The 22,870-nt window shown below is 59.5% G+C and carries 21 protein-coding genes; 10 read left to right on the forward strand and 11 right to left on the reverse strand.

Annotation, left to right across the window (positions count from 1 at the left end):
• Window positions 1-448: 448 nt before the first annotated feature.
• Window positions 449-2,287: a S8 family serine peptidase gene (locus FQ185_RS00620; RefSeq protein WP_178113479.1), complete on the reverse strand. Its 1,839-nt coding sequence runs from the start codon at window positions 2,285-2,287 to the stop codon at window positions 449-451.
• Between the two features lie 186 nt (window positions 2,288-2,473).
• The gene (locus FQ185_RS30115; RefSeq protein ID WP_178113480.1) at window positions 2,474-2,647 is read right to left on the reverse strand and encodes a hypothetical protein; all 174 of its coding nucleotides are present in this window, start codon (window positions 2,645-2,647) and stop codon (window positions 2,474-2,476) included.
• Here FQ185_RS30115 and FQ185_RS00625 point away from each other — a divergent pair.
• The 10 genes from FQ185_RS00625 (at window position 2,646) to FQ185_RS00670 (ending at window position 15,762) form a co-directional block, all read left to right on the forward strand.
• Window positions 2,646-2,999 carry a hypothetical protein gene (locus FQ185_RS00625; protein WP_149415750.1) on the forward strand — a complete coding sequence of 118 codons (354 nt, stop codon included), beginning with the start codon at window positions 2,646-2,648 and terminating at the stop codon, window positions 2,997-2,999. The two genes, FQ185_RS30115 and FQ185_RS00625, sit on opposite strands and share 2 nt — an antisense overlap.
• Window positions 3,000-3,290: 291 nt before the next feature.
• Window positions 3,291-4,250: a MoxR family ATPase gene (locus FQ185_RS00630; RefSeq protein WP_008150800.1), complete on the forward strand. Its 960-nt coding sequence runs from the start codon at window positions 3,291-3,293 to the stop codon at window positions 4,248-4,250.
• A 5-nt stretch (window positions 4,251-4,255) separates the two neighbouring features.
• Window positions 4,256-5,200 carry a DUF58 domain-containing protein gene (locus tag FQ185_RS00635; RefSeq protein WP_149415751.1) on the forward strand — a complete coding sequence of 315 codons (945 nt, stop codon included), beginning with the start codon at window positions 4,256-4,258 and terminating at the stop codon, window positions 5,198-5,200.
• Entirely contained in the window at window positions 5,197-5,691 is a 495-nt protein-coding gene (locus FQ185_RS00640; RefSeq protein ID WP_149415752.1) for a DUF4381 domain-containing protein, read from the forward strand. The genes FQ185_RS00635 and FQ185_RS00640 overlap by 4 nt, the downstream gene beginning before the upstream one ends.
• Window positions 5,684-6,763: a VWA domain-containing protein gene (locus FQ185_RS00645; protein WP_149415753.1), complete on the forward strand. Its 1,080-nt coding sequence runs from the start codon at window positions 5,684-5,686 to the stop codon at window positions 6,761-6,763. The genes FQ185_RS00640 and FQ185_RS00645 overlap by 8 nt, the downstream gene beginning before the upstream one ends.
• On the forward strand, window positions 6,760-8,499 hold the full coding sequence (locus FQ185_RS00650) for a tetratricopeptide repeat protein (RefSeq protein WP_149415754.1): 1,740 nt from the start codon (window positions 6,760-6,762) through the stop codon (window positions 8,497-8,499). Before FQ185_RS00645 ends, FQ185_RS00650 begins: the two co-directional genes overlap by 4 nt.
• Window positions 8,496-10,136, forward strand: a complete 1,641-nt coding sequence (locus FQ185_RS00655; RefSeq protein WP_149415755.1) for a BatD family protein — start codon at window positions 8,496-8,498, stop codon at window positions 10,134-10,136. The genes FQ185_RS00650 and FQ185_RS00655 overlap by 4 nt, the downstream gene beginning before the upstream one ends.
• 132 nt (window positions 10,137-10,268) lie before the next feature.
• Window positions 10,269-11,513: an exonuclease SbcCD subunit D C-terminal domain-containing protein gene (locus FQ185_RS00660; RefSeq protein WP_149415756.1), complete on the forward strand. Its 1,245-nt coding sequence runs from the start codon at window positions 10,269-10,271 to the stop codon at window positions 11,511-11,513.
• Window positions 11,510-15,151: an AAA family ATPase gene (locus tag FQ185_RS00665; protein ID WP_149415757.1), complete on the forward strand. Its 3,642-nt coding sequence runs from the start codon at window positions 11,510-11,512 to the stop codon at window positions 15,149-15,151. The genes FQ185_RS00660 and FQ185_RS00665 overlap by 4 nt, the downstream gene beginning before the upstream one ends.
• Entirely contained in the window at window positions 15,148-15,762 is a 615-nt protein-coding gene (locus FQ185_RS00670; RefSeq protein WP_149415758.1) for a glutathione S-transferase, read from the forward strand. The genes FQ185_RS00665 and FQ185_RS00670 overlap by 4 nt, the downstream gene beginning before the upstream one ends.
• A 20-nt stretch (window positions 15,763-15,782) precedes the next feature.
• On the opposite strand, the gene FQ185_RS00675 is transcribed toward FQ185_RS00670, so the two are convergent.
• From FQ185_RS00675 to FQ185_RS00710, 9 genes are all read right to left on the reverse strand, one after another.
• A complete protein-coding gene (locus FQ185_RS00675) occupies window positions 15,783-16,040 on the reverse strand; it encodes a hypothetical protein (protein WP_149415759.1) in 258 nt (85 codons plus the stop codon).
• Window positions 16,037-16,249 (reverse strand): hypothetical protein, encoded by a 213-nt coding sequence (locus tag FQ185_RS00680; protein ID WP_149415760.1) that lies wholly within the window; start codon window positions 16,247-16,249, stop codon window positions 16,037-16,039. Before FQ185_RS00680 ends, FQ185_RS00675 begins: the two co-directional genes overlap by 4 nt.
• A 115-nt stretch (window positions 16,250-16,364) precedes the next feature.
• Window positions 16,365-16,490 (reverse strand): hypothetical protein, encoded by a 126-nt coding sequence (locus FQ185_RS30400; protein ID WP_256730343.1) that lies wholly within the window; start codon window positions 16,488-16,490, stop codon window positions 16,365-16,367.
• Window positions 16,491-16,699: 209 nt separating this feature from the next.
• Entirely contained in the window at window positions 16,700-16,879 is a 180-nt protein-coding gene (locus tag FQ185_RS00685) for a hypothetical protein (RefSeq protein WP_008030101.1), read from the reverse strand.
• A 155-nt stretch (window positions 16,880-17,034) separates the two neighbouring features.
• Complete coding sequence (locus FQ185_RS00690) at window positions 17,035-18,210, reverse strand: lactonase family protein (RefSeq protein WP_149415761.1); 1,176 nt, start codon at window positions 18,208-18,210, stop codon at window positions 17,035-17,037.
• Window positions 18,197-18,493, reverse strand: a complete 297-nt coding sequence (locus FQ185_RS00695; RefSeq protein ID WP_149415762.1) for a DUF5629 family protein — start codon at window positions 18,491-18,493, stop codon at window positions 18,197-18,199. Before FQ185_RS00695 ends, FQ185_RS00690 begins: the two co-directional genes overlap by 14 nt.
• A 174-nt stretch (window positions 18,494-18,667) precedes the next feature.
• Entirely contained in the window at window positions 18,668-20,248 is a 1,581-nt protein-coding gene (locus FQ185_RS00700; protein WP_149415763.1) for an aldehyde dehydrogenase (NADP(+)), read from the reverse strand.
• Window positions 20,249-20,258: 10 nt separating this feature from the next.
• Window positions 20,259-21,251 (reverse strand): AraD1 family protein, encoded by a 993-nt coding sequence (gene araD1 / locus FQ185_RS00705; RefSeq protein WP_149415764.1) that lies wholly within the window; start codon window positions 21,249-21,251, stop codon window positions 20,259-20,261.
• A gap of 152 nt (window positions 21,252-21,403) precedes the next feature.
• Window positions 21,404-22,726 (reverse strand): MFS transporter, encoded by a 1,323-nt coding sequence (locus FQ185_RS00710; RefSeq protein ID WP_149415765.1) that lies wholly within the window; start codon window positions 22,724-22,726, stop codon window positions 21,404-21,406.
• Window positions 22,727-22,870 lie beyond the last annotated feature (144 nt).

Here is a 22,870-nt window from a genome sequence, read left to right on the forward strand (position 1 = left end):
CATTCACCTTCCATGAATGGGCATCTGCAAAAACGACTCTGCGATCAATTGCACAATGTCTTTACAGGTATCCATTCGATGCGCAGCTTAACCAGTGCGGCAAGGCCCGTGCTTGCGGTGCTGCGACATATTCGGTCATCGGTACGCAGTTCAACGCGCGTGCATCGAACAACACTAGCAGCCGCTGGGGAAAATGGAGGTTTTGCGCCCTGTTTTACGGCACTTGCGTACCAGAAATGGCCGGTAACACACTGGGTGTTCGGCGCGAGGCTTTGGATGCGCGTATGAGCAGAGACTTTTTTTGGGGGAGTACGAAGCTTGATGGCGCCAGATCCAGTGATCTACGAAGACGGGATGATCTAGCGTGCCGAAAGAGCACTGATCCTTCAGTGCTCTCGCGGCAACTGGAGTTTACGGCAGAGACAACACATACCCGGCAGATGGCTTGTTATGGGCAATCCACCCCTAGCTTCCATTCCTTGCCAAACTCCGCTGAATGGAGATCCGGTTGCTTGTTTTGGTTCCAGAAGTTCTGTATGTATTTTTTTTCCTTGAACGCCACTTCTTCTTTGGCGACGTCATAAACTTTTCCGTCATCCCAGGCCGGGATATCGCCGCACTCACCGCCCCCGGCAGGTGCTTTGATATTGAGATGCTCAGTTAGCGTAATGGTATGCGTGCCATCAGAAACGTCTACAGAAAGGGTACCTCTAGTATCCGCAGTGACTGTTGGCGCTGTGAAGGACATCGTTTGCGTATTACCTATCGGAGGCATGAATCTGGTTGCGGTCCAACGATAAGTCAGGGGCTTGTTTGTTGGAGACTGCGCATAGACATGTGCGCTAAACGTCTCACCCGATGCTACTTCCTCTGGCACGGCAAGCCGTCCTGTAGGCGGTTTGTCCGCCCCGTCTGCCAACATTTTTTCGATAGCGACCTCCAGATCGGGTTGAACGCCGATTTCTGTACGATTGCCGTTGATCTGCGGGTAGCCTGTTTCGACGAGGAGTTTACGGAGTTCTTTCGGTGGAATATTGCCTAGTCCTTTGGCGCGGGCTATTCCTTGTAATGAGGCAACAACACCGGCAATGATTGGATTCGCTGAAGAGGTGCCACTAAACGTATGCGTATAGCCCGTGGTTGGATTGCTCACACTCCATGCTGTCGTTGTGACATTGAGACCCCAACTGAATAAATCGACGCGACTTCCAAATTCGGAATAGTACGCTCTAAGGCCAGTTTGTGGATTAACAGCTCCCGCATAAATTGCACCGCTATCGAAAACATTACGATCATAGTAACCATCGAAAAATGGATGATCCAAATTTATATTGCCATTCGCCGCAGCCTCCACCACATGCACGCCCTTTTCTTCAACAAGATAAGAAATAATATCGCGCACTGTTCTATTATCTTCGATCGGCATAAAACAGTTATCCGTGCAACCTACCTCACTAAAAGGCTCCTTTTTTCTGATATGAACACCTATCTGCACTACGTCACCCTCACTCAGCTTATCCGCCAACTGGAGCAACCTGTCCGTACCCCAGTGCAAATAACCCAACTTGGTATAGGGAACAATCCCCGTAGTGCCAAAACCATTTTCCTGTGATGCAATAATGCCTGCACTGGCCGTATCATGAGAGCCTGTTACGGCCCCGACATCAATTTCCAAATTGGCTTTTGGCAAATCAACATGTTCCTCCGCCCAACGATCTATTTCTGCGGAGACCACTTGCATATCCTGGCCTTTGCCACCCGAAATTTTCCAGGCTTCAACCGCGTTCACGCCACCAATCTTATAGGTGCCTACTGCAGCTTTGCCGTGCAGATAGTTTTGTTGGCCCGTGAAATCAGGGATATTTTTGCGCGCGAGCTTTTCAATAGGCTCACCATTATCTTCATCCATTCCTTCTACACGGGGCTCAAACTCGGCGCTTTCGACCAAAGGATTCTGTCTTAACTTATCAAGCAATGACTCAGCCTGATGCTCAGTTAGTTTGTGGGTATCAACGATGAAGTAACGATCCAATCGATGTCTCTGCAGTGCCTGTAACTGGGCATTGGTTCTCTCTCGGGAAGCTGGAACCAGCGGCCGCATATCAGGCACAAGAACTTTGAGCGCCTTTAACGAATCTACACTACTGCCAGCTTTTTCCTGATCACCGGAAGCTAAAACGCCGCGCTTAACTAAAATCATCACATGTGAATAATCAGGAGTAGCTGCATTCACCCATAAAGGCAACAAAGCAACACATAAAACTATTGCGCCCAGCCATTTACTCATCGACTTCATATCCATGCCTCGCAACTGTCATATACATCGATTAAACACTTGCCAGCCACCAACCCTGGCCCACACAACATAAAACAAGCTCAACCAATACTTATTAAATGCTCGAGCTACAGCTAACACTTCAAGCCGGAGAATGGCTACTGTCAGAAATTACAGTGTCGACGACTGGTCAATGCTCTACGGCCATTCTTGGACAGGCAACTTGTCCGGGTAACGAGTCAGCACGAGCATTTCGCCTTTGCCGCGGTAACGTTTCAGACTGGCCAATGCGGTCGAGCAGAAATTTCCAAAGGCAGGCAGAATCGCCCTTTGTTCGTCTTCATAACGCTCGCAGAGCCAGGAATTCCCCATGCAAATGACCACCGCCCTCTTGATCGTCAACCCGTGTGATGACGAAGAAGACAACATGGCCATGCTTTGCTGCCACAGCGATCAGGGCGATATGTTCCTGATGACCCGCTACCCGGACGAGGACGCGCTGGACATCACCCTCGATGGCGAGCCTTCGACGCTGGATGGCGTGAAAGTCACCCTCAGCCCTACCCGTTTGCTGATCGAAATCGCTGCCGCAGATGCTGATGCGCTCAATGGCGATGATTCGCTGGAAATCATTCACAGCACGGATGCGAGCGATCTGCCGGAAGTGGAAGAAACTTTGCAGAACATCCTCAAGGGGACCGGCACCTACATCAGCGAGCTCTGATGGTGTCTGGGCGGGCCCCATCGCGGGCAAGCCCGCTCCCACAGGGTTCTGATGTGTTGGATAGATCGCAAGTCCACCTCAGGTCCTTGTGGGAGTGGGCTTGCCCGCGATGGCGTACGCAAGAACACCACTGACCGGCTTACCTCCCAATTTCAAACGGCTTTGCCAATTATTTCCCGCAGATTGCGCAAAATGCCGTTAGTCGCCGCCCCCCGCGATAGATTAAAGTAACGCCCCCAGCCCTGGCGTTATTCGAACGTCTTCGGTCACCCTTTCCAGGAACAGTCATCGATGGAACATCGTGAAGCGCTGCTAGCGCTGCGAACTTTTCTTTCAACGCAGATTCTCGGCCAGGAAAAACTCATCGAGCGCTTGCTCATCGCCTTGCTTGCCGACGGCCACATGCTGGTCGAGGGCGCCCCGGGCCTGGCCAAGACCAAGGCCATCAAAGAACTCGCCGAAGGCATCGAAGCACAGTTCCATCGCATCCAGTTCACCCCCGACCTGCTGCCCGCCGACATCACCGGTACAGAAATCTATCGCCCGGAAACCGGCAGTTTCGTGTTCCAGCAAGGCCCTATCTTCCACAACCTGGTGCTGGCGGACGAAATCAACCGTGCCCCGGCCAAGGTTCAGTCGGCTCTACTTGAAGCCATGGGCGAGCGCCAGGTCAGTGTTGGCCGCAGCACCTACGAGCTATCGCCCTTGTTCCTGGTGATGGCCACGCAAAACCCGATCGAGCAGGAAGGCACTTACCCGCTGCCCGAAGCCCAGCTCGACCGCTTCCTGATGCACGTGAAAATCGGCTTCCCGGACGCCGCCGTCGAACGCCGCATCCTGCAACAGGCCCGCGGCGAAGCGCTGAACGGTGAAACCAAGCCCGAGCGCCGGGTCAGCCAGCAGGCGATCTTTGCCGCACGCAAGGAGATCCTCGGTTTGTACATGGCCGACGCCGTGGAGGAATACCTGGTGCAATTGGTCATGGCCACGCGCACCCCGGCCAAATTCGACCCGGAGATGGCCGAGTGGATCGCCTACGGCGCCAGCCCTCGCGGCTCCATCGCCCTCGACCGTTGCGCCCGGGCCCACGCCTGGCTGGCCGGTCGCGACTTCGTCAGCCCGGAAGACATCCAGGCCGTGCTGTTCGACGTATTGCGCCACCGCATCATTCTTTCTTTTGAAGCTGAAGCCGCCGGCATCGACCAGGACCGGGTGGTCCAGCGGATTCTCGACGTCGTAGCCGTCGCTTGACCCCGATGAACGTCATCCTGCCGCCCGAGCCGGGCATCCGTGTCAGCCTCGCCGAGCTGATCGAGATGCGACATCGCGTGCGCGAAGTGCAGTTGTTTTCCACACCGAGCCAGCGCAGCCCGCTGATCGGTCTGCACCACTCCAAGCTGCGCGGCCGTGGTGTGGACTTTGATCAAGTGCGGGTCTATCAGGCCGGTGACGACGTGCGCAGCATCGACTGGCGCGTCACCGCCCGAACCCAGGAACCCCACACCAAGCTGTTCCACGAAGAACGCGAACGGCCGATTTTCATCATGGTCGAGCAAAGCCGTCGACTGTTTTTCGGCTCAGGGCTGATGTTCAAATCCGTGCTCGCCGCCCAGGCCGCGAGCCTGATCGGCTGGGCGGCGCTCGGCCATAACGACCGGGTGGGCGGGTTGGTGTTCGGCGACAACGAGCATTACGAGATCAAGCCGCGACGCAGCAAACAGAGCCTGCTGCAATTGCTCAACCGGCTGGTGCGGGTCAATCAGTCGTTGCACACCGAAAGCGAGACAGACCGCGACGCCTTCAACATGGCCCTGCGCCGTGCCCGGGAAGTCCTGCGTCCGGGCAGCCTGGTGATCGTAATCTGCGACGAACGCGCCCTGACCGAGGGTGCCGAACAGCAGCTGAGCCTGTTGTCGCGTCATTGCGACCTGTTGCTGCTGCCGGTGTCCGACCCGCTTGATCACGCCCTGCCCGCCGCCGGGCTTTTGCGCTTCGCCGAACGGGGTGCGCAGCTGGAACTCGATACGTTGAATTTCGACTTGCGCCAGACCTACCGCGCTCAAGCCGAAGCCCGTATCGCTCGCTGGGAGCTGCTCGCGCAAAAACTGCGCGTGTTGCTGATGCCGTTAAGCACTCAGAGCGAAATGGTCGAGCAACTGCGCGAGTACCTGAACCCACAAAAACCGGGGAAAGCTCGATGAGCAGCCTCGATCAACTGCAACCGCTGATCTCACCGCCGCCAATCGACTTCTGGCCACCCGCGCCCGGCTGGTGGCTATTGCTGTTGTTGCTGCCGCTGATCGGCTTCGGTCTGTGGCACCTACGGCGTTTCATTGTCAACAAACGCCCTGTCGTGCGCGCCGAACAACCGCTGGACCCGGTGCGCATCGCCGCGCTGGCCGAACTCGCACTGATGCCCAAACCCTACGACGGCGCCCCGGCCGGTGCCTGGTTGCAGCAACTCAACGGCTTGCTCAAGCGCTTGTGTCGCAACCATTACCCCTACAGCCAGAGCCACACCCTCAATGGTCGCAAGTGGCTGGCGTTCCTCGACAACCGCTGCCCCGCCGCCGGCCTGACCCGCTGGATGGTACTGGTGGAAGGCGCTTACAAACCCGAATGCAAACTTGACGACAAGGCCATCGCCGGCCTGACCCAGGCCGTCGATACCTGGATTCGCAAACATGTTTGAGTTCGCCTGGCCGTGGATCTATGCCCTGTTGCCGCTGCCCTGGCTGATGCGGCTTGTGCTGCCCGTGGCCGACAGCGGCGAACCGGCGCTCAAAGTCAGCTTCCTCAGCGACCTCGAAGGCCTGGCCCGACGCCGCGCCCGTGCGAACCTGCCGGCCTGGCGTCAACAAGCACCGTTCATTCTGCTGTGGCTGTTGTTGCTGATCGCCGCGGCGCGCCCGCAATGGCTCGGTGAACCGTTGCCGATTGCCGCCAGTGGCCGCGACTTGCTGGTGGCCGTGGACGTGTCCGGTTCCATGGATTTTCCCGACATGCAGTGGCAGGACGAAGACGTCAGCCGCCTTTCACTGGTCCAGCACTTGCTGGGTGATTTTCTCGAAAGTCGCGAAGGCGATCGGGTCGGCCTGATCCTGTTCGGCAGCCGGGCGTACCTGCAAGCGCCGCTGACGTTTGATCGGCACACCGTGCGGGTGTGGCTCGATGAAGCGCGAATCGGCATTGCCGGCAAAAACACCGCCATCGGCGATGCCATCGGCTTGGCCCTTAAACGTCTGCGCATGCGTCCGGCACAAAGCCGCGTGCTGATTCTGGTCACCGATGGCGCCAACAACGGCGGCGAAATCGACCCGCTCACCGCGGCGCGACTGGCCGCTCAAGAAGGCGTGAAAATCTATCCGATCGGCATCGGCGCCGATCCGGAGCAAAGCGGCACTCTGGGGTTCCTGGGTATCAATCCGAGCCTGGACCTCGACGAGACCTCATTGAAGGCTATCGCCGAAGCCACTGGCGGTCAGTACTTCCGTGCCCACGACGGCAAGGAATTGCAGGTGATCAAGGACACCCTCGATCAACTGGAACCGGTGACCCAACAACCGACTCAGGCTCGCCCGGCTCAGGCGTTGTATCACTGGCCATTGGCGATTGCGCTACTTTTGAGCATGTTGCTGGTGATCCGCGAGCTCTGGCCGGATAACCCGTTGCAGCGTCTGTTTACCAAGGATCTGTTCTTGCAATCGCAACTGCCCGACTGGCGCCAGCGGCTCAAACGCCTGCGTCTGCGGAGGCGCCGATGAGTGCGCTCTGGCCCTACTGGTTCCGCCCCTGGTGGCTGCTGTTGTTGCCGTTGCTCGGCTGGTTGCTTTGGCAACTCTGGCATCGGCAGAAACGCGCCGGGCGCTGGCAGATGATTCTGCCGCCAGCCTTCCACGCTGCTTTGCTCAGTGGTGGCAACGGTCGCGACAGCAAATTGCCGTGGGTCGCGCTGGGCCTGGCCTGGGTGCTGATCATCCTGGCCTTGCTGGGGCCGAGTTGGGAACGTGTCGAGCAAACCAGCCAGAAACCTGCCGACCCCCTGGTGGTGATACTTGAGCTGACCCCGGAAATGCTCGCCACCGACGTTACGCCCAACCGGCTGGAACAAGCCCGGCGCAAGCTGTTCGACCTGCTGCAAAACCGCAGCGACGCCCAGACCGCAATCGTCGTCTACGCCGGCAGCGCTCATACGCTGGTACCCCTGTCGGATGACCTGTCCACCAGCCGTAATCTGCTGGATGCCCTCAAGCCGTCGCTGATGCCCCAAGCCGGTCATCGCGCCGATCTGGCGGTGGTCAAGGCCCTTGCGCTGCTGGATCAGGGGGCTCTCGGCGACGGGAAGATCCTGCTGATCGGCTCAACCCTGACTGAACAGGAACGCCAAGGGGTTCAGCAGGCGCTGCACGGCAAATCGACGCAATTTCTGATGCTCGGTATCGGTACGGCCGAAGGCGCGCCGATTACTCAGGAAGACGGGAGTTTCCTCAAGGACGAACTGGGTGCGATTCTGGTGCCACACCTGGACGAACCCGGTCTGAATGATTTTGCCAACGGCCTGGACGGGCGCTATCGCCATGCGCGCCTGGACGATGCCGACCTGCGCGCCCTGGGCCTGCTCGACGGTCCACGCAATCTGCGCAACGACGGTCAGACACTGCGCCTCGACACCTGGGCCGATCAGGGTTACTGGTTGTTGTTGCCACTGTTGCTGCTGGCGGCCTGTGCCGGCCGTCGGGGTTGGTTGTTCTGCCTGCCACTGCTGTTCCTGCTGCCTCAACCGAGTTATGCCTTCGACTTCGAGGATTTGTGGCTGCGACCCGACCAACAAGGTTTGCACTTGCTTAAGCAGAAGCGCCCTGCCGAGGCTGCGCAGCATTTCGACAATCGACAATGGCAAGGTGTGGCGCTCTATGAAGCGGGTGATTACAGTGGCGCCGCCCAGCGGTTCGCCGAAGGCAGCGACGCCCATGCCCACTACAATCGTGGCAACGCTCTGGCCAAAAGTGGTGAACTGGAAGCCGCGCTGGATGCTTACGATCAGGCGCTGGAACGTCAGCCGGATTTACGTCCGGCCCTGACCAACAAGGCGCTGGTGGAAAGTCTGCTCAAGCAGAAAAAAACACCGCCACCGGCTGATCCGGACAAAAACGCCGGCGACGAGGTCGAGCCCACTACGCAAGAGCCGCCACCGGGCACAGCCACGCAACCATCGGATAATGGCGAACCGAAAACCGACGCCCAACAGAGCGCATCAGACGCCGAGGAGCAGCCCACAACCCCGCCCAGACCCGGTACCAACGAAGTCCCGGGCAGCGAGTTAGGGGACGAACAAAGCACCAAGCCACCGTTGCGCCCAGCCAGCGACAGCATCAATGGCGAACAGCGCCAGGCGCTGGAGCAATGGCTGCGCAAGATCCCGGATGACCCGGGTGAATTGCTCAGACGCAAATTCTGGTACGAACAGCAACAACATCAGGATCAGGGAAAAACTCGATGACCCGCTTCACCACCTTCATGCTCGCTCTGCTGTTCTCGACTGCTCAGGTCCAGGCTGCGGGGCTGGTCGCCAGTGTGGATCGCAGTCGCCTGAACTCCGGTGAAACCGTCGAACTGATCCTGGAATCCAACGACGTGACGCAATTCGGCAAGCCTGACCTGGCGCCGCTGGAACCGCTGTTCGAAGTACGCGACACCCGCCAGGTCAACCAGTTGACCACCCTGAACGGCGACAACCGGGCGACCACCCGCTGGATCATCACCCTGCTGCCTCGGCAGAACGGCAGCGTGGTGATTCCGTCGCTGCAACTGGCTGACGTCCAGAGCCAGCCAATCACCCTCCAAGTGATCGAGAGCGAAACCCAGAACACCACGAATAAACTCGCGCCGGTGTTTATCGACGCCAGCCTCGATCAAAGCAGTGTGTATGTGCAGGCCCAGGCGATCCTGACCTTGCGCATCTACCACTCGGTTTCGCTGTACGACGACAGCAGCCTGCCCCCTTTACAGATCCCTGACGCACGCATCGAACAATTGGGTGAGTCGCGCACCTACGAGAAAGTCATCAATGGCCTGCGCCATGGCGTGATCGAAAAGCGCTATGCCATTTATCCGCAGCACAGCGGTGTATTGACCATTCCGGCGCAGATATTCAACGCCGCACTGGTGGATGCACAGCCCGCTCAGGACAACGCCACCCAAGCACCGAAATCGGGCAAGCTGATGCGCGTCAGTTCCTCCGAAATCCCGCTGACGGTCAAGGCCAAGCCCTCCACTTACCCCGCCGACGTGCCATGGCTACCCGCCCGCAGCCTCAGCCTGAGCGAAAGCTGGAACCCGGAGCCGGATCACGCTCAAGTAGGCGATTCGCTGACCCGCAGCCTGACCTTGAAGGCCGAAGGCCTGGCCAGTTCGCAACTGCCACCGCTGCCCGGCACCGACGTCAACGGCCTGCGGCGCTACCCGGATCAACCGGTGCTGGGCAACCAGAACAGCGAGCGCGGCTTGATCGGCAGTCGCGAAGACCGTGAAGCCCTGGTGCCGACGCGTAGCGGCGCAATCGAGTTGCCGGCGGTGGAAGTGGTTTGGTGGAACACCTTCGAGGACCATCTTGAACACAGCAGCCTGCCTGCCCAAACCCTGCAAGTCGCGAACAATCCGAGCCTGATGGTCGACACTCCGGCCGGCACGTCGCAGGTCATTTCCGCTGGAGACAGCGAAGCCCTTTGGTGGTGGAAACTAAGCACCCTGATCCTGGCCTTCACCACCTTGCTGGGTTTCGGTCTGTGGTGGCGCGCCCGCTGGCAACCGGCCATCCTGCGTGCGGCGCAGACGGGGCCGAGTCCGAGAACCGTGCTCGACGATCTCAAGCGCGCCTGCCAGGCCAACGACTCCCACGCCACCCGCCAGGCCCTCGACGCCTGGGCTCGGCAACAACCGGAAACCCTGGCCGACATGGCCGCCCGCTTCGTACCGCTGTCCGACGCCCTCGATGGCTTGAACGGCGCGCTCTACAGCGAAACCGGCCAGCACTGGCAAGGTGAAGATCTGTGGCGGGCGATTCGGGCGATCCCGATTGCCGAGCGGGTTCAAGACCCGGTGGGCGACAGTGGGCTGCCGCCGCTGTACCCGAAATAAACACTCTCCGCAGTCCATCCAATTACAAAAAGAGTGCGTGGCCACATGCAACCTGTTTGCCAGTAAACTCTCTCCCCTTTCGCCGCTGCCCATTTCCTCGCGGCCATCACCTTATTTCCTACGGAGTCCGCCTTGCGTCTGTTCCACACCTCCGACTGGCACCTTGGACAAAACCTGCACGGCCAGGAACGCGATTTCGAGCACGGCTGTTTCCTTGAGTGGCTGTTACGCCAGCTGAAGCTGGACCAGCCTGATGTGCTGCTGATCGCCGGCGATATCTTCGACACGGTCAACCCACCGGTCAAAGCCCAGGAGCGCCTCTACGATTTCATCGTCAGCGCCCATGAACAACAGCCGAAGCTGACCATCGTGATGATCGCCGGCAACCACGACTCCGGCTCACGGATCGAACTGCCCGCCCCGCTGATGCGCCGTTTGCGCACTCACGCCCTCGGTCGTGTGCTGTGGCTGGATGACGGCCAGCTCGACGCCGAGCGCCTGCTGCTGCCACTGCCGGATGCCAAGGGCAAAGTTGTCGCCTGGTGCCTGGCGCTGCCGTTCCTGCGACCAGCGGAAGTGACCGGCGCGCATTTGGGCGACAACTACTTGCGCGGTATCGGCCAGGTACACGAATGGCTGATCGAAGCGGCCAACGCCAAGCGCAAACCGGGCCAGGCACTGATCGCTATCAGCCATGCGCACATGGCCGGCGGTTCGGTTTCCGAAGACTCCGAGCGCAGCCTGATCATCGGCAACGCCGAAGCCCTGCCCGCCAGTCTGTTCGGGCCGAGCATCAGCTATGTCGCCCTCGGTCACCTGCACAAACCACAGAAGGTCAACGGTGAAGAGCGCATCCGCTACAGTGGCTCGCCGATTCCGTTGTCGTTCTCTGAAATCGGTTATCAGCATCAGATTCTCGACATCAAGCTCGACGGCGAAACCCTGGTCAGCGTCGAATCAAAATTGATTCCCCGGGCCGTCAATCTGCAACGCCTCGGCCCTGCCCCTCTGGCAGAAGTCCTGCTGCAACTGGCGGACCTCCCAAACATCGACTTGCTTGCCGACTTCCAGCGCCAACCCTGGCTTGAAGTGCGGGTGCGCCTTGATGAACCGCAACCCGACTTGCGCTACCAAGTGGAAACCGCCCTGCAAGGCAAAGCCGTGCGTCTGGTGCGCATCGCCGCCGAGTACGCCGGCAACGGCAGCCGTGATGGCATCGATGACGGCGCTACCTTGATCGAACTGGACCAGCTCACGCCCCAGGAACTGTTCAGCCGCGCCTGGCAGGATAACTACGGCAGCGAGGTCGATGAGCAAACGCTGAAGGACTTTGCCGAGCTGTTGCAAGACGTACAGATGGAGCGCGAACAACCATGAAGATTCTCGCGATCCGCCTGAAGAATCTCGCCTCACTGGCCGGGCCCTTTGAAATCGACTTCACCGCCGAACCCCTGGCCAGCGCTGGATTGTTCGCCATCACCGGGCCGACCGGCGCCGGCAAAAGCACCTTGCTCGACGCCTTGTGCCTGGCGTTGTTTGGCGCCGTGCCGCGCCTGAACAACACCGGTCGCGATGCCAAGGTCCCGGACGCCGACGGCGAAATCGGCACTGGCGACCCACGCACCCTGTTGCGTCGCGGCACCGGTGAAGGCTATGCCGAAGTGGATTTCGTCGGCATCGACGGTCGCCGTTATCGGGCGCGCTGGGAAGCCAATCGCGCTCGTGAGAAGGCCGGCGGCAAGCTGCAAGCCAGTCGCCAGAGCCTGCGCGACATCGATCAGGATCAACTGCTGGCCAGTCAGAAAGGTGAATACAAAACCCAGCTCGAAGCCGCGCTGGGCTTGAACTTCGAGCAGTTCACCCGCGCCGTGTTGCTGGCCCAGAGCGAATTCAGTGCCTTCCTCAAGGCCGACGATAATGACCGCAGCGAGTTGTTGGAAAAGCTCACTGACACGGCGCTCTATACCCGTCTCGGTCGCCGGGCCTTTGACAAAACCAAAGATGCCCGCGAAGCCCACAAACTGTTGCAGGACCAGGCCACCGGCGTCACGCCGCTGCCGCCAGAAGCCCGCGCGGAGCTCGACGAGCGCTTCAACGAAGCCCAGCAGCAACTCAAAACCCAACAGGCACAGCTCAAACAATTAGAGCTGCAACACACCTGGCTCAAAGACTTGCGTCTGTTGCAGGACGCGCAACTCAGCGCCACCGAACAGCTGACCAGCGCTCAGCATCATTGGGAAAGCCTCACCGGCGAACGCTTGAAACTGACCCGTCTGGAGCAACTGGCCCCGCAACGGCACCAGTTCGCCCGCAAGACAGAGCTCACCGCTCAGCTCACTCCGCTGGACGCGCAGATTTCGCAGCATTCACAGCAACAAGCCGAGCTGAACGAGCGCCAGGCTCAACTTGAACAAAGCCTGAGCGCCGCACAGACCGCACTCGCCGAAGCGCAAAGCCAACACACGACAAGTGCTCCGTTGCTGCGTCAGGCCTTTGAAGAGCAAAGCACCCTCGCCCGCCTGGTCAAGGACGCAGGCGTCAGTGCCGACCTCAAGCAGCAAGCAGAACTCGCCTGTACTCAGGGCCAACACACGATTCAAGGTTTGCTCGATCAACAAAAACTGGTCGCCGAACGCTTGCTGCGGATTGCCGGGGAGCTTGAGCAAAGCACTGACCTGGCGCCCTTGAGCGATGCCTGGAACGCTTACCGCGATCGCCTGAAACAGCTGATGCTGGTCGGCAATCGCCTGAACAAGGGCCAAGCCGAACTGGCCGCCCTGGAACAGAGCGCCACCCAAGCGGGCGAGGAACTGGCCACCCAGCGCCAGAGCCTTGAAGTGTTGTACAAAGAGGCCGGCGCCGAACCGGAAGCGGTCACCGAGCAGGTGCAGATTCTCGGCAGTCTGTTGCAGGACAACCGCAAGCAGCAACGAGCCTTCGAAGAGCTGACCCGGCTGTGGTCCAGTCAGCAGGACCTGGACAAGCGCGCCGCCGAACTCCAGCAGCGCCAGCTGACCGCCCAGCAAGAACGTGAACGTCTGACCCAGGACGGCGTGAAAACCAAGAACGAACTGACTGTCGCCGAGCAAACCCTGACCGTCACCCGTGAACTGCTGGAGCGCCAGCGCCTGGCCCGTAGCGCCAGCGTCGAAGAACTGCGCGAGCAGTTGCAGGACGATCAACCGTGCCCGGTCTGCGGCAGCCCCGACCATCCTTATCATCAGCCTGAAGCACTGCTGCAAAGCCTGGGCCGGCATGATGAAAACGAACAGGCCAACGCCCAGAAAGCGGTCGACCTGCTCAAGGAAAAACTCACTGACCTACGCGCTGAAGTCGGCGGTTTGATTGCTCAGCAAAAGGAATTGCTGCAACAGCAAGAACACCTCGCGACCCAACAACAGAGCCTGGCGCCAAGCCTCGACGCCCATCCGTTATCAGCACAGCTGCTAGCGCAGGACGCAGCCAAACGCGATGCCTGGTTGACACAACAAAGCAACCAGTTGAACCAGAGCATCACCCAGGATGAACAACGACAAACCGCCCTGCTCACCCTGCAACAGGATGCCGCGCGACTTGCCCAGCAACTGCGCAGCGCCGAAGCGGCGAGCCAGCAAGCGACCCAACACCTGACCAACCAGCAGCGTGAGTTGAGCAGTGATCGCCAGCGTCTGGACGAGGAGCTGACCGCGTTCAGCACCCTGCTCCCGGTCGACACCTTGCAAGCGTTACGCAACGAGCCTGCCGCCACGTTCATGCAACTCGACCGGCAGATCACTCAGCGCCTGGAACAACTCGATCAGCAACGCGACGAACTCAGCGAACAGCAACAACGTCAGCAAACGCTGGAGAAAGAACAGGACCGCCAGCAGACCCGTGCCCAGCAACTGCAAACCGCCCAGCAGCAGTTCACCGCCCTCGCCGAGCAGCAACACACTTGCGAGCAGAAACTGGCGCAATTGCTCGGCGAACACAGCAGCGCAGAGCAGTGGCAACAGCAACTGGATCAGGCCGTTGATCAAGCGCGCAATGCCGAGACGACAGCCAACCAGGAACTGCAAACCGTCCGCACACGGTTGGTGCAACTGGCTGCAGAACTGAAAGCGCAGCAAGAACGCCGGACGGCACTGGAAACCGAAGATCGCGAATTGAGCGGCAAGATCGCCGACTGGCGCGCATTGCATCCTGAACTGGACGATGGCGGCCTGGAAGAGCTGCTGAGCGTCGACGACCAGCAGGTCAGCCAGCTGCGTCAACAATTGCAGCAAAATGAAAAAGCCATTGAACAGGCCAAGGTGCTGTTGCAAGAACGCGACCAGCGCCTGCTCGATCATCAAGCGCAGCAAAACGGCAACCCTGATGCCGATCAGCTCGCAACGGCGCTGACTGAACTGCAAATCCAGTTCACCGCCAGCGAACACCGCTGCGCAGAACTGCGTGCCGAACAGACCGAGGACCAACGCCGGCAAAACGCCAATCAGGCGCTGGCGCAGCAAATCGCCGACGCCTACACCGAATACCAGCGCTGGGCGCGTTTGAACGCGCTGATCGGCTCGGCGACTGGCGACACCTTCCGCAAGATCGCCCAGGCCTACAATCTTGACCTGCTGGTGCACCACGCGAACGTACAGTTACGGCAACTGGTGCGGCGCTATCGCCTGAAACGTGGCGGCAGCATGCTCGGGTTGCTGGTGATGGACACCGAGATGGGTGACGAACTGCGTTCGGTGCATTCGTTGTCCGGTGGCGAGACGTTCCTTGTGTCGTTGGCCCTGGCCTTGGGCCTGGCATCGATGGCGTCGAGCACGCTGAAAATCGAATCGCTGTTCATCGACGAAGGCTTTGGCAGTCTCGATCCGGAATCCCTGCAACTGGCCATGGATGCACTCGACGGCTTGCAGGCTCAAGGGCGCAAGGTCGCGGTAATTTCTCATGTTCAGGAAATGCATGAGCGAATCCCGGTGCAGATCCAGGTCCGCCGTCAGGGCAACGGCCTGAGTACCCTGGAGGTGAAATGAATACGCTGTATTCCTTCCGCCGCTGCCCCTACGCGATGCGCGCGCGTATGGCCCTGCGCTACTCCGGGGTTGTAGTGGACATCGTCGAGATCAGCCTGAAGGCCAAACCCGCGCAAATGCTTGCGCTATCGAGCAAAGGCACGGTGCCGGTGCTGAGCGTTGACGGCCAGGTGATCGATGAAAGCCTGGCGATCATGCACTGGGCCGTCGCACAGAATGATCCGCAGGATTGGTTGCTCAAGGATGATCCTGTCGGGCAGCAACAGATCGCCGGGCTGATCGAAGAGAACGATCAGGTGTTCAAAGTACATCTGAATCACTACAAGTACGCCGAGCGTTATCCCGGACAACCGATGGAGGTTTATCGCGCCGAAGGTGAGGTGTTTTTACGCAAACTCGATGAGCTGCTGGAGGGGCGCGACTATTTGCTGGCAGAGCATCCGAGCCTGGCGGATGTGGCCCTGATGCCGTTCGTGCGGCAATTCGCCCATGTCGATCGCGAGTGGTTCGGGCAAACGCCCTATCGCCGTTTGCAGGCTTGGTTGCAGCGGTTTCTGGAGTCGGAGTTGTTTGTCGGCGTTATGCAGAAGGAGCCGCACCGCCCCCTGTAATTGGGGCGCGTCTAGGCGACTCAGGCGAACACTGCACACATCTCTAACGCCGAGCAGTCCACGCGGAACGGCCCGAAAAAACTGCCTTGGCGTTTGATCGGCGGATTGCCGGCCAGCAACCCCAGGGCCTTCGCGGTTTCAATGTTACGAGCAAGGTTGTGATTGGCTTCGATAGACCGTGCCACCGACCCCGCTGAGGCCTGTCCGATCCCCAACAAGGAAGATCCATTGGTCATGAATGCCAGGAAGGCGATGACCCAGAGTTTGTGCCCTTTCATGCCCCGGCGACTCCCGCGAGTTCAGCCTGATCGACCATCGCGCTTTGCGAACGGTGTTCAAACTGGATGCCGGGATGAGCGACTTTGATCGGCGCTTCAAGGGGCTGACGCGACTGCGGTGAAAGGCTGAAAACCAGCACCAGGGCCAGGTAAAGACCGATCGCCACATAGGCGCCGCGTTTGGCAGAAGTGAGAATTGCGCTGGCCATGATGTTCTCCGTGGACATGTTTCGATGTCCACAGAATCGATCAAAAAAGCCGAACAAACCACTCAGGGATATCCATAGTGACCATCAGCTTCGTTGATCATTAAGCCAATCTATTTCAGTCTTCAATAAAACTCATCAAGCGCTCGCGGGCCGCATCCGGCTCGTTAACAACGGGCTGGTCAGCCGAAAGAATAGGGGTGGAATAGAGAAACAGAAGAACCAATGCCAGACGCATCGCCATGCTGTCGATCCTTGTCATAAGAAGGAGTCAAAAAATCAGCGTCAAATCTAAACGCATGGCCATGTGATATCAAGCGCTAGATTGATGGCAATATGATGCTGTCGTAAACGCGTTATGCAGGAGCGACATCACTCAGGGTTCCTCGACGCTTCTCAGGTCGATTGGCACAAGTGACTTCGCTCCTGCATAAAAGGTGCAGGGATTGAATTTCAGGCTTGGGTTTTGTGATCCAGAGCCGCGTAGAAGTTGGCGCTCTGTTGCAGGTATTTCTGGGTGTAGCTCTGGGCGTGGGATTTTTTATCGCTGATTTCAACGTTGGCACTGGCTGGCAGAGCAACGGTGGCGGAGATGGCGGAAGCGGCGATTACAGAGAAGAGATTGAAGTTCATGGCGGTATTCCTCGAAGTCAGTTGGCTTGCTTGCCCGGTGGGGCCGTGAAGCAAACTTAACCTTCGAGGGTTCTCGTCTGAAATCTTTTGTAGCATTAGCAGATATCAGCGTCATTAATAGAAGGTTGCAGGCCCCATCAACCGGGGCCTGCGGTCTATTGACGCAGCAGGAACTTGAGGTCGCTGGGGGCATCCATCGGTAATTTATGCACGGTTTTACCCAGCAAGCCGGTCTTGGCATCGCGCTCGACGACGACAATCTGGTTGCTCTTCTGGTTGGCAATCAACAGGAATTTACCACTCGGATCGAGGCTGAACTCACGCGGGTGATCACCTTCCACCGCGCGGCGCTGCAGCTCTTTGAGATGGCCGGTTGCAGGGTCGATGGCGAACACCAGCAGCTGATTGGCGGTGCCACGGTTGCTGACGTAGAGGAACTTGCCATCGGCTGAGGCGTGCAGCGCAGCCGCAGCCTTGCCCGAGGTCGGCTGACCCGCCGCCAGCTCGATCATCTGCGTTTGCTCAAGTTTGCCGTCCTTGTAATTGAACACGGCCACCTGCGCGCTCATTTCCATGGTCAGCCAGGCGTGCTCGCCATCAGCACTGAACAGCAAATGGCGAGGACCGCTGCCTGGTGGCAATTGCACTGACGCGGGGGTAGCGGCGGTCAACGGCAGGTCCGGATTGGCCTTGGGATCGAAGCGGTAGACAAAGATCTTGTCGGCACCCAGATCATTGGAAAACACGTATTTGCCGTCCGGCGACGAGACCGTCGAATGCACGTGTGCCGACATCTGCCGCTCCGGATTGACCCGGCTTGATGGATGACTGCTCATCTGCACCACGGGTTGGAGTTTGCCATCGGCGCCTACCGGCAACACCGCCAGGGTGCCGCCCGGATCCTCAGCCACCGAATAGTTGCTGACAAACAGGTGACTGGCATCACCGCTGACGCTCGAATGCGTTGGCTCGTTACCCAGGCTCAGCACTTGGTTGATCAGGCTCAGCTCATGGGTTTTGGGATCGATCGCATAACTGCTGACGCGCCCTACCGGATCAACCTGCCCCGGGCCGTTTTCGTTGACCACGAACAGGTGACGCTGGTCCTTGGACAGGGTCAGCCAGGACGGATTTTCGCTTTTAACCACTTGCAGCGGTTTGGCGTTGATCTGCCCGGTGGCGGCGTCGAAGTTCAGGCGATAAGTACCTTGGCTCTGACCGGCCGTGTAGGAACCGACCAGCAACTGATAGTCGTCGGCCGACGCAACCTGAAAACCCATCGCGCCGACGCTGCCGGCCATCAACAGTGGCCAGAGCTTACGCACCCTCATTCCCCTCTTCCTCGTCGTCATCACCGCGGAACGCGGTCATGCACACCAGCCGGTGCTCACCTGAACTGCCGGTGATGACCCAACTTTGCAGGGTTGGATCGAAGGTCGCGGCCTCGACTTCGGCCAGGGTGAACTCCCAGTGCTTGGACACACGACCGTCCAAGCATTCGATGTGCAGATTATCGTCTTCATCGAAGGAGAATTCGAAGGCGTGCAGCCCGTCGATTTCCACCATATCGCAGTGTTCGAGGGTGGCGAGCAAGGTGTCGGTTGCGGAAGTCATGGCAGTCAATCTTTGAATGGGAAAGACGCAATGATAGCTCATCACACCGCAATGATTGTTCCCACGCTCTGCGTGGGAATGCAGCCCGTGACGCTCCGCGTCGCATCAGAAGCCGAACGCGGAGCGTCCGTTGAGGCATTCCCACGCAGAGCGTGGGAACGATCAGTTACAGGATTACAGTGCTTCGCGGGATGGCTTGCCATCCACCAACCGCTGAATGCGCAGCGGATTGCCATTCTTCAACGCCTCCGGCAGCAGGCTGTCGGGGTAGTTCTGGAAGCACACCGGGCGCAGGAAACGGTCGATGGCCAAGGTACCCACCGACGTGCCGCGCGCATCGGACGTTGCCGGATATGGCCCGCCGTGAACCATCGAATCGCAGACCTCCACACCAGTCGGATAACCATTGAGCAGGATCCGCCCGACCTTCTGTTCCAGCAACGGCGTCAGTTCGGCGAACTGTTCGAAATCCGTCGGTTCGCCAATGATGGTCGCCGTCAGCTGCCCATGCAGGCCGTTCAACGCAGCACTGAGTTGTGCCTGATCGGCGACTTCGATAAACACCGTGGTCGGGCCGAAGACCTCTTCCTGCAAGACTTCATCGCCGTTGATCAACAGACTGACATCGGCCTTGAACAGTTGCGGCTGGGCCTGATTGCCTTGTTGCGGGCTGCCGGCCAGATGTTCGATGCCCGGATGTGCGAGTAGTTTTTGCAGGCCTTTGCCGTAGCTGCTCAAGGTCCCGGCGTTGAGCATGGTTTGCGCCGGCTGATCGCCCATAAGTCCGGCCACCTGCTGCACGAACGCACTGAACTGCGGTGAACGAATACCGATGACCAAACCAGGATTGGTGCAGAACTGACCACAGCCCTGAACCACCGACGCCGTCAGGTCACGGGCAACGGTTTCTGCCCGAGCGTCCAGCGCCTGCGGCAACACGATCACCGGGTTGATGCTCGACATCTCGGCGAACACCGGGATTGGCTGCGCACGTGCGGCGGCCATGTCACACAACGCGCGGCCACCCTTGAGCGAACCGGTAAAGCCTACTGCCTGAATCGCTGGATGCTTGACCAGCGCTTCACCGACTCCGGCACCGTAGATCATGTTGAACACACCGGCCGGCATCGCGGTTTTGTCCGCCGCGCGGATGATCGCATTGGCAACGAGTTCGGCAGTGGCCATGTGGCCGCTGTGAGCCTTGAACACCACCGGGCAACCGGCGGCCAATGCCGACGCGGTGTCGCCGCCAGCGGTGGAAAACGCCAATGGAAAGTTGCTGGCGCCAAACACCGCAACCGGTCCGAGACCGATGCGGTACTGACGCAGGTCAGGACGCGGCAGCGGTTTGCGCTCAGGCAGTGCCTGGTCGATCCGCGCACCGTAGAAATCACCGCGACGCAGCACCTTGGCGAACAGACGCATCTGGCCGCTGGTGCGACCGCGCTCGCCCTGAATGCGCGCGGCAGGCAGCGCGGTTTCGCGGCAGACCACGGCCACGAACTCATCGCCGAGGGCGTCCAGTTCATCGGCAACGGCATCCAGAAATTGCGCACGTCGCTCGGCGCTCAGACTGCGATAGGCCGGGTAAGCCGCCGCAGCAGCCTTGGCCGCGGCATCAACTTCTTGCGCAGTGGCCTGGTAGAAATCGTGGGGCAACGCCTCGCCAGTGCTGGCGTCGACGCTCTGGAGTTTGACGGTGCCGGCGCCGCTGCGCTGGCCATTGATGTAGTTGTGACCAAGGATCTGGGTCATGGGTATCTCCTTAAAGGGTGCCGACGGTGCCGGGCTCGAACGCCGATTCGACGGGCGCGATGCCATTGATCAACGGCGCGCCGAACTCGGCTTGGCTGATCTCGAATACATCACCCGGTTGGGTGCGGATGCCGTCGGCGAAGGACAGGGTCGCAGTGCCGAAGAAGTGAATGTGCACATCGCCCGGACGCAGGAACTGGCTGTACTTGAAATGGTGGTACTCGAGGTTCGCAAGGCTGTGGCACATGTTGGCTTCGCCACTGAGAAACTCGTTCTGCCAAAGCACCTCGCCGTCACGCAGGATGCGGCTGGTGCCTGCCAGGTGTTGGGGTAGCTCACCGACCCGAAGTTCCGGACCGTAACTGCAACTGCGCAATTTCGAGTGGGCCAGGTAGAGGTAGTTCTTGCGCTCCATCACGTGATCGGAGAATTCGTTGCCCACCGCAAAACCGAGGCGATAGGGTTTGCCGTCATGCCCGATGACATACAGGCCGCTGAGCTCAGGCTCTTCACCGGCGTCTTCGGCAAACGGCGGCTGCGGAAACGGGTGGCCCGGCCGCACGACAATGCTGCCGTCGCCCTTGTAGAACCATTCCGGTTGCACACCGGCCTGGCCAGCCGCAGGTTTGCCGCCCTCCACGCCCCACTTGAAGATGCGCATGGTGTCGGTCATCGCCGCTTCATCACCGGCCTGCTGGTGCATTTTGTCTCGGGCCGAGGCGCTGCCCAAATGAGTCAGGCCGGTACCGCTGACCAGCAGGTGCGCCGGGTCCGGGTGATCCAGCGGGGGCAGGATGCGCAGCGTCGCCAGCAGTTCTGCATAGTCGTGGCTGATGCCCAGGCCCAGGCTTTTCACCTGCTGCTCAAGATTGACGCCCGCCTCGATCGCCGCCAGGGCCAGATCGCGCACCGTGCGCGCTTTCTGCACTTCGCGCACCAGCCCTTCCTCGACCACGCCAACCCGGCGCTCGCCGTTACTTAATTCGAACTGAACCAAACGCATGATTTTCTCCTGTTATTCAAAACACCACCGTCCCCTGTGGGAGCGGGCTTGCCCGCGATGACGGCGGCACATTCACCAATGATGTGTCAGGCCGATTGCTATCGCGGGCAAGCCCCGCTCCCACAGAGATGGTAGGCATCACAAAATGTGTGTCAGGTGCGGGTAGCACCGCGGGCACTGGCTGCAAACTGATCAGCTGGCAGCACATGCTTGCGCTCCAGTACGCGATAAACCACGCCCGTCAGCACCAGGCCGAACACCATCACGCCGGACAAGAAATACAACCCCGAAGCCAGATTGCCGGTGTACTCCTTCAGCGCACCGATCACGAACGGACCGATGTAGCCGCCAAGGTTGCCCACCGAGTTAATCAAGGCAATCCCGGCCGCCGCACTGGCGCCGGCAAAGAAGCGACCCGGCAAGGTCCAGAACACCGCGGTGCAGGAAAACAACGCAAACGCCACCAGGCACAGGGCCGCCAGTTGCAGCATCGGCACGGTTAGCCACGCGCTGAGGAACAGGCCGATGGCACCCAACACGTAAAGCACCGCCAAGTGGCCGTAGCGATCATTCAAGCGGTCGGAACTGCGTGGAATGATCAGCAAGCCGATGATCCCGAAGATGTACGGCACCGACGATACGAACCCGGTCACCAGGTCGGTGCCACCGAACTGTTTGATCAAGGTCGGCAACCACAAACCCAGGCCATAAATGCTCAGCGTCACCGGGAGATAGAACAGCGCCAGCAGCAAAACGCGCTTGTCCTTTAGGGCGTGCAGCGGATTGCCATGGCGGGTCTGGCCGTACTGCGCAAGGTCCTTTTTCAGCTCGCCCGTCAGCCAGTCTTTCTCGGACTGATCCATCCATTTCACCTGTTGCGGGCCATCCGGCAGGTAACGCAGTACCGGCCAGGTCAGCAGGATCGCCGGCGTACCGATGACGATGAACAGCCACTGCCAGCCGTGCAGGCCGAGGATGCCGTCCATGCCGAGCAGGCCGCCGGACACCGGGCCGGTGATCAACATGGCGATCGGTTGGGAAAGGATGAACAACCCGAGGATCTTGCCGCGATGGCGAACCGGGAACCACTGGGTGATGTAGTAGAGAACGCCCGGAAAGAAACCGGCTTCGGCCGCGCCAAGCAAAAAGCGCATCACATAGAAGCTGTGCGGACCCTGGACAAAGGCCATGCCGATGGTGATGACGCCCCAGGTGACCATGATCCGCGCAAACCAGCGCCGTGCGCCGAAGCGTTCGAGCATCAGGTTGCTGGGGATTTCCAGCAGGAAATAGCCAATGAAGAACAGCCCGGCACCCAGACCGTACGCCGCATCACCGATGCCGATGTCGGCGCCCATGTGCAGCTTGGCGAACCCTACGGCGGAGCGATCCACATAGGCAATCAGGTACAGCAGGACCAGGAAGGGAATCAGTTTCAGCGTGATGCGACGTATAAGCCGCAGTTCCTGGCTCATGAGATCGGTCTCCGATTGTTGTTGTTATAGCACCTCGGGGGACGCCTCTCGCAGAAAACCGCCAGGGCAATCCCTCCGTTCAAACCGACTATATAGTAATACTATTTGATCAACAACACTTCCAAATAGTCGAATTAGCGCTTA

Source organism: Pseudomonas sp. ANT_H12B, from assembly GCF_008369325.1.
GTDB lineage: Bacteria > Pseudomonadota > Gammaproteobacteria > Pseudomonadales > Pseudomonadaceae > Aquipseudomonas.